Source organism: Oribacterium sp., assembly GCF_057249185.1.
The window spans coordinates 1-6,955 of sequence record NZ_DBHIGR010000122.1 but is presented as its reverse complement, the minus strand read 5'-3'; the positions used below and the strand labels follow the sequence as shown (position 1 = coordinate 6,955).

The window sequence follows — 6,955 nt, the reverse complement described above, 5'->3', positions numbered from 1 at the left end:
GGATTCGGGACTTTAACCCGTTAGAAACGTGCGCCGCTAGGCGCACAAGAAAAACTGCCCCGCGATATACGCGGGACAGCTGATTTAAAATCTTGATTCTGCCGCCAGGGAGGAAGTTACTGCTTTCAGCTTTTTCAAACTACTACCGGAGCTGTTTCTTCCTCTTTCGGCTATATTAAACTACTGCAGGAGCCACTTCTGCCTCTGCCACTTTTACCTTCTTACTCATTCTTGTACGGATATCATATACCAGCATGAAAGCTACAAGAATAAATCCAAGGTATCCGTTCAATCCGTAAAGCACATTTACCAAAGAACGATAGGGTAAGAAGCAAGCGATAACGCAACCGATAATTCCTAATACTACGGTATAAAGCTTATACTTCTTGGTTCCTTCTTCCTCAATTCTTCCGATACTGGTCCAAAGAAGAGGAACGGAGGTGGTATAAATTCCGCAGAAGATAATTACCGCAAAAATACTTGCCAAAGCAGGAGAAATGGTATTTGCCAAGATTAAAGCGGGAATATCCGCCTGGCTGGTTACATCAATATGAGAAATCAATGCAACACTGGCAATCACCATGGTTCCCATAATGAACACTGCAGAGAAAAGCATTCCGATATTTACTTCCTTTACCCGGTTCTTAGAACCAATTTCTGCCAGGAAGCTGGCGAACCACAGAAGCATGAAGCCTGCATAGGAAGCTCCGGAGAGGAACGGATTACCGTTACCTACCTGAACAATTTTATGCGTTCCGGTATCTACTGCCTTTAAATTCTCCCAGAAATTGCCTGCACCGTTAAAAATACTGATAACGGAAACCACAAGGATAAAAAATACGATGATGGGTCCAATCTTCCCTAAAGCTTCGATAACACCGTCTAATCCAAAAATTACTGTAGCAATAACAAATACGGTAAGGATTACGGCTCCTACACCATTGGGAAGTCCCCATTGCTGTGCAGCTGTAGCATTGGCTCCGCCACACATTACGATAAAGCAGGCATAGCAGAACAGTGCTGAAAAGTAGTCGAAGAAGTTTCCAATATACTTTCCACAATAGTGGGTGTAAATATCTCCACCTCTCTTTAGCTTCAAACGATTTCCGTTTGTTGCGAAGGAAAGGTCGGTATAGATATAGATTGCTGCATTCACAGCGATGACAATCCAAAGCTTTGATCCGTAAGAAGCCACATACTGAATAATCTCTTGCATGGTGGCAAATCCGGCCCCAATGTAGAAAGCGATGCAAGCTCCACAGAAGCTAACCACTTTCATAAACTGCAAACTCTTTTTTTCCATTATTCTACTCCTTATTTTTCTTTTAATTCATTCATTTTTTAATATGAATGTAAAGCAAATTGATAGTTTCGTTCTTCCTCCTTTCCCCTGATGTTTAATTGTTACTGTCCTCTATATTGTTTCCACATTATATCCGATAATTAAATACTATTCAATCTATTTTTCGGATATTGAGGAAATTTTTTAGTTATTTCTTACTATTTTTTGTTTCAAGCCACGAGATTTTTTGTTTATTTTTTAACAAGTCTGTTTATGTATAAGAATTTTGTCACTTTTTCCTTCATTTTTGGGTACAAAAATAAGCGTAACCGAAGGAATGTATGTCATCCCTACAGCTGCACTTTTTATACAATCGGCGGGGGGGGCCTATAACAACTAAATTGTACGCAAAACAAATGGATTACGCGCAAATTGTATAGGCAAAACCCCTGCCTTTTGTTTTTCTTTCCAAAACTTCTTTATACCTTTCCTAAAGGAAAGAAAATCAGCCCGAAAGTTATATACTTTCTCCGAGAGAGATTAAGAAATATATCCCTTTGCTCTTAAAATCTCTTCAGACTTTGCTAAATTGCTTTCAGAAACACGGATAATCGGTCCTGTACAACCCATTCCGGATTCTGCATAAATCTTTTCTTTCCAAAGCTCCAATACCGCATCATCCAAATCTGTTACTTCAATGCCGTAAACGGCAGCGGTAACAATCTCCTTCTCCGGCATAGGAACAGATTCTCCCTGCTCCTTGGGCTTATTCGCCTCTCTGATTTCTGCAAGAATACCATCTAAGCCGGCTTTCTTAGCCAATGCAAACTCTTCCTTAGCTACCCCAAAGACATTTCCCTTGATCAGGTCTCCTGCAAAGCGAAGCGCATTTGCCAAAACCGGTGCTCCGGAAGCTCTGGAAACAATCATTACCAGCTGATTATAGTTCTCACCGATTCCGGGGCCGTAGCCATAGCCCTGGGCCTCGAAGGATCCTCCGGTGTTGAAGGAAGAAAGCATCTTGGACAATACATTTCCGGTTAAGGAATCGCAAACCAACACATCCGGTGTTCCCCGAAGAACGTCATTTCCACGAAGCACTGCACCGCCGTCGGATCTGGAGGACTCTGCGAAGTGAAGAGGATAGCCGTTGGACTGCAATTTCTTTAAGGCCTTCTCTGTCTGTCTTGCACCGTCTACATTTAAAATACCTACTGTAGGCTCCTTGATTCCGCATGCCTTTGCTGTGATGATTCCGTAAAGGGCATTCTTTACCATTCCTTCAATACGGTCTGTGCTGGAGGTTCCTGTGGTATTGGCAATGAACATCTCCTTGCCGAATGCTGGAGTAATGGCTCTTCCCACAGTGGATACCCCGATGGGGAAGGGATAATGCATGGTTACCGCACCGTCAATCTTATGCTCCTTTAAAAGAGCATCCATCTTGTCATGCCCTTCTTCATCATTGTCCACCACAAGGGTTTCTACCGCATCATTTTTCAAAGAACCGATGTAGAGTACGTCCACCCCATCCTTAGCCGCAGCCACTGCAGCCTTCATGGAATTTTCCTCTCCGTGCTCCGAGCCCATACCTGTTAAAGCAATTCTCGGTTTCTTCGAAAAAGAGCCTGTTTCCAAACCTTCCGCCATAGCCAAAAAGGTATCCGCAATGAGCTCTTTTATTTCTTTTGCCATAATTCTCACCCTTTCTTCTATGCGCCCAAAATAGACTGTGCAAATTCCTTCATGGACTTCGCGATTAAGGAACGGATTTCTTCTTCGGATACTGCTCCGCCCTGGCCCTTTCCGGTATTTTTCTGAATCAGGAAGGAAACACCGTCAAAGAGGTTTGTCATACGGCCAAGGAAGAGAGATCCCTTTCCGATAATCATAACTCTTTCCATATCTCCCTTTTCAATGCTTTCTTTAGCAAATCCCACATAAGGAACACCGGAAGGAATATGACCCTGGGTTGGAGCATATCCTACCAAGCCCTTCTCCTCACAGAACTTTGCCAAATCAGCCTTCTCAAGCCATCCCTTCTTAACAGCAAGAGCAGCAATCATCTTATAGTTTGCCATAGGAACATCTCCGGCTCCGGCAGGCTTGGTAATATCCGCATTCTGCATCTCCGGAGAGAACTTATCCACATCATTTACGGTAAGTCCTGCCTTCTCCAAAGGATCAGCCACTAAGGAACCGATAACATTCTGGGGTGCAGCACCTGTTCCAACGGTATGTCTTCCGATAACATCCAGGTTGATTTCTGCGGAAACGCCGTCATTTTCAGACACTACTATGGAGAAGGATCCTAAGCAATCCTCCAACATGGGAAGCTCTTTCTTTACATGGTCTTTTCCGTTCATGGCAAGCTTAGGTACGCATCCTCCACCGATAACAAGAACGGTATGGAAAGCGCCTGCCTTTACCAAAGAAGCTGCCTCAATCATAGCGTGAGAAGGTCCGGCACAGAATCCTCTTGCATCGGAACCTGTAGCATTCTCCAGTCCTGCAATCTCCGCTACAGCCTTCGCGAAGTTTCCGCCACCTCTCTGGTTTACGTCTCCGCAGGCTTCCTCGGAACAGTCGATAACATATTCAATGGAAAGCGGGTCTACATTGGAGGACTTTAAGGAGTGAAGAACAGCCAAAACGGAGCTTGCCTTGTTCATCAAGTTCTCCAGCATTACTTCTGCGGAAAGGTTTACGTCAATATCATGGGCTCTCTTTACGCATCCTACCAGCTTACCCTCATAGAAAAGAGGCTCTGCCTCATGAGCATCCACAAATCCTTTGATTACGGAGTTCTCAACGCCCTCCTGAACTCTTGCCAAAATAGCCTCTGTAATCACAGGATCCTTAGCAAGCTCTCCCTTATTTGCCGCTACGAAGTCCTTATCCAGATAGAAAACCTCGAAGCAGTCACAAGCCTGTGCCAAAAGAAGGAACTCGTTCTCCGGCATAATCTCTCCGAAATGACCATAACGGTTGGCATTTTCTACCTTCTTATCGAAATAGGGAAACTCCACCTTGGCAAACTCCTCGGGAGTCTTGTTTCCGATATAAACCTGGTTTGGCCAGTAAGCTACACAATCCTCAAAGCTACGAACATGCTTTCCCATTTCCTTTAAGAACTCACCATCAGGATTTACCAGTCTTTCCTGCACAATGGTGGAGCCGTGCTGCAACATCAAGCCGGGAGTATATGCCAAACAATATCCGGAACCTTTAATGACACTATTCATTTTGATCACCTCATATTTTATTGTTAAATTTTACAAATTTACCAAAGAAAAGATAGTTCTTTTTCCATTTTTAGTACTTTTTTTGAAAAGAATTTTGAGAAAAAAGGGAGCCCGTAAAAAGCTCCCTCGGTTTTAAAGGTACTTGCAATATTCAGAGCGAATATTATTCATTTCGTTGACAATATCGTCTACATCCAAAACCATTTCCATCATACTAACCTGGTCTTCATAAACAGTTTCGTCAAACTCTGCCTTCAACTCTGGTTCGCAAACATGATATACCGTGAGTCCAAGCTGGACCCCAGTCAATGGACCGGCAAAAGTAGGATCTCCTGCTGTAACGGTCTCAGCTGCAAGTCCTGCAGCCTCCCCCTCAGCAGCGCCAAGTACAACAACCAGATTCTCTGGTCCGAACTTATCGGCAAAATCCTTTACTCTCTTTTGATTTTCCAAGTCCATTGCGCCTGCGCTCGTTCAAACGAAGCACTCGGTGGAAGCAAATACTACTTCTCCGCCGGCGGTCTCTACACAAGCCTGAATAGCAGGTCCTGGTACACCGTCACGGTCACCGATGATGATAACTTTTTTACCCTTTAAAATAGCCATCTTTTCTCTCCTTTCTTTAAAGATATGTATCGTAATGACTTTCGTCAAATACGCAAATGAAACGATTGATTACTGGTTTAAAGCAACGTACTTCTCTACCATCTTCTGGATGGACTCTTCTGTTGCGTCATCCTTAACCAGCTCTTCCACCTTCTGTCCATCCTTATAGATAGCCATAACGGGAAGTCCTAAAATCTTCTGGCCGATAGCCAATCTTCTAGCCTTTGTAGTATTCAGAGAAGTGAACTTTAACTTTCCCTCATACTTGTCAGCCAAAGAATGTACGAATGGCATAAGTGCAGCACAGGGAACACATCCATCTCCGAAGAAATCTACAAATACATAGCCGGAAGCCTTCAGCACTTCCTCTTCGAAGGTATTCTTATCAACTTCTAACATCTTGTCCTCCTTTATTTGTGTTCGTTAATATATTTCTCTGCCTGGGTGGCTGCAATAGCACCATCCGCAGCAGCAGTAACCACTTGTCTAAGACTCTTTACACGCACATCTCCAACAGTGAAAACGCCGGGAATATTGGTGTGCATATCTTCGTCTGTAGGGATATATCCTCTGTCATCCATTTCCAGATTGGTTTCCTGGAAAATCTCTGTGGTAGGAATTCTGCCGATAAATCCGAAAATTCCGAACATTCCGTCCTCTTCACTGGCTTCCAATACCTGTTCTTCTCCGGTAACTACATTCTTCACCTTAATCTTCTGAAGAATATCATCTCCGGACAGCTCTTCTACTACGGTATCCCACATAATATGCAGCTTCTCATTCTGGAAAGCTCTCTCCTGAATAGACTTTGCCGCTCTCAACTCATGTCTTCTGTGGATAAGAGTAACGGAGCTTGCAAACTTTGTCAAATACATAGCCTCTTCCACCGCAGAGTCTCCGCCGCCTACTACAAATACGGGAAGATCCTCGAAGAAGTTGGCATCACAGGTTGCACAGTAAGAAACACCCTTTCCTAAGAATTCCTTCTCTCCCTTACATCCGATAGGACGGGGATTAGCTCCTGTAGCAATAATCAGAGTCTTGCCCTCGTAGGTCTCCTTGGTACCGATGAGTCTTTTCACATCACCGTCCAATTCCACAGCCTTGATGGTGTCATGGGCTCTTTCGCAGCCAAAATGCTCTGCCTGCTCAGTCATTCTCTTAATTAGAGAAGGACCGGATTCACCTTCCACAATCTGTCCGGGATAGTTCTCTATAGAATCGGTAATGGCAATCTGTCCGCCATCCTGTCCCTTCTCCACAATCAAGGTGGAAAGTCTGGCTCTTCCTGCATAAAGACCTGCAGCCAATCCTCCGGGACCTGCGCCCAGAATAAGCACGTCATAAATCTTGGACATGGTTTTTCTCTCCTTTAGATATGAATAATGTATGATTATACAAAATAGACTACGTCTATCTTGTGTGTAGCCGATATGGATGGTCTTTGTTATGGTAACAAAAACAGCTTTTCTTTCTCAATAGCTTTCTCTCTTTTTAGAGATAAAAAAAATTCAAAGTACAATAAATAATTGTTATAGTGTGCGGTTTATATTCCTTATAAAAATTTCTTCAGGGCAGGGGCTCTGCCCTGAAGAATGAGTATTACGCAGTGTTTTTACAAAACACAGGCTTACTTGAAAATAGTCTGATCGGATACTTCTGTGCAAAGAGCCTTTAAAGACTTCTCTACAATCTTTCTTCTCAGAGCCTTCTCCTCTTCCGGTTTCATAGCCGGATTTCCAAGTGGGTGAGGAATAGCGATTGCCGGAACGATACGGTTAGCACCTACTGTCATGGAGATAGGTGTAACTGTACAAATGTG

Annotated in this window: 7 protein-coding genes; all 7 read right to left on the bottom strand. The window is 43.6% G+C overall.

From position 1 onward, the window contains the following. Window positions 1-175 precede the first annotated feature (175 nt). A complete protein-coding gene (locus ACO4PX_RS07420; RefSeq protein WP_315376360.1) occupies window positions 176-1,303 on the bottom strand; it encodes a YkvI family membrane protein in 1,128 nt (375 codons plus the stop codon). 519 nt (window positions 1,304-1,822) lie between these two features. Continuing rightward, a complete protein-coding gene (gene grdD, locus ACO4PX_RS07415) occupies window positions 1,823-2,977 on the bottom strand; it encodes a glycine/sarcosine/betaine reductase complex component C subunit alpha (protein ID WP_485572146.1) in 1,155 nt (384 codons plus the stop codon). A gap of 17 nt (window positions 2,978-2,994) precedes the next feature. Then, window positions 2,995-4,527 carry a glycine/sarcosine/betaine reductase complex component C subunit beta gene (gene grdC / locus ACO4PX_RS07410; RefSeq protein ID WP_485572145.1) on the bottom strand — a complete coding sequence of 511 codons (1,533 nt, stop codon included), beginning with the start codon at window positions 4,525-4,527 and terminating at the stop codon, window positions 2,995-2,997. Between the two features lie 132 nt (window positions 4,528-4,659). Next, window positions 4,660-5,133, bottom strand: coding sequence for a glycine/sarcosine/betaine reductase complex selenoprotein A (gene grdA / locus ACO4PX_RS07405; protein ID WP_448974024.1), 474 nt, complete (start codon window positions 5,131-5,133; stop codon window positions 4,660-4,662). 69 nt (window positions 5,134-5,202) lie between these two features. After that, window positions 5,203-5,532: a thioredoxin TrxA gene (gene trxA, locus ACO4PX_RS07400; protein ID WP_007157945.1), complete on the bottom strand. Its 330-nt coding sequence runs from the start codon at window positions 5,530-5,532 to the stop codon at window positions 5,203-5,205. Between the two features lie 11 nt (window positions 5,533-5,543). Then, a complete protein-coding gene (trxB, locus tag ACO4PX_RS07395; RefSeq protein WP_308578909.1) occupies window positions 5,544-6,491 on the bottom strand; it encodes a thioredoxin-disulfide reductase in 948 nt (315 codons plus the stop codon). Window positions 6,492-6,763: 272 nt separating this feature from the next. Next, window positions 6,764-6,955 (bottom strand): glycine/betaine/sarcosine/D-proline family reductase selenoprotein B (locus tag ACO4PX_RS07390; RefSeq protein WP_485572144.1); only part of this gene is annotated, 192 nt, incomplete at its 5' end.

Bases quoted from the DNA above. Each gene is read 5' to 3' on its own strand.
- grdD (WP_485572146.1), bottom strand. From the start codon at position 2,977: ATGGCAAAAGAAATAAAAGAGCTCATTGCGGATACCTTTTTGGCTATG.
- trxA (WP_007157945.1), bottom strand. From the start codon at position 5,532: ATGTTAGAAGTTGATAAGAATACCTTCGAAGAGGAAGTGCTGAAGGCT.
- ACO4PX_RS07420 (WP_315376360.1), bottom strand. From the start codon at position 1,303: ATGGAAAAAAAGAGTTTGCAGTTTATGAAAGTGGTTAGCTTCTGTGGA.
- grdC (WP_485572145.1), bottom strand. From the start codon at position 4,527: ATGAATAGTGTCATTAAAGGTTCCGGATATTGTTTGGCATATACTCCC.
- trxB (WP_308578909.1), bottom strand. From the start codon at position 6,491: ATGTCCAAGATTTATGACGTGCTTATTCTGGGCGCAGGTCCCGGAGGA.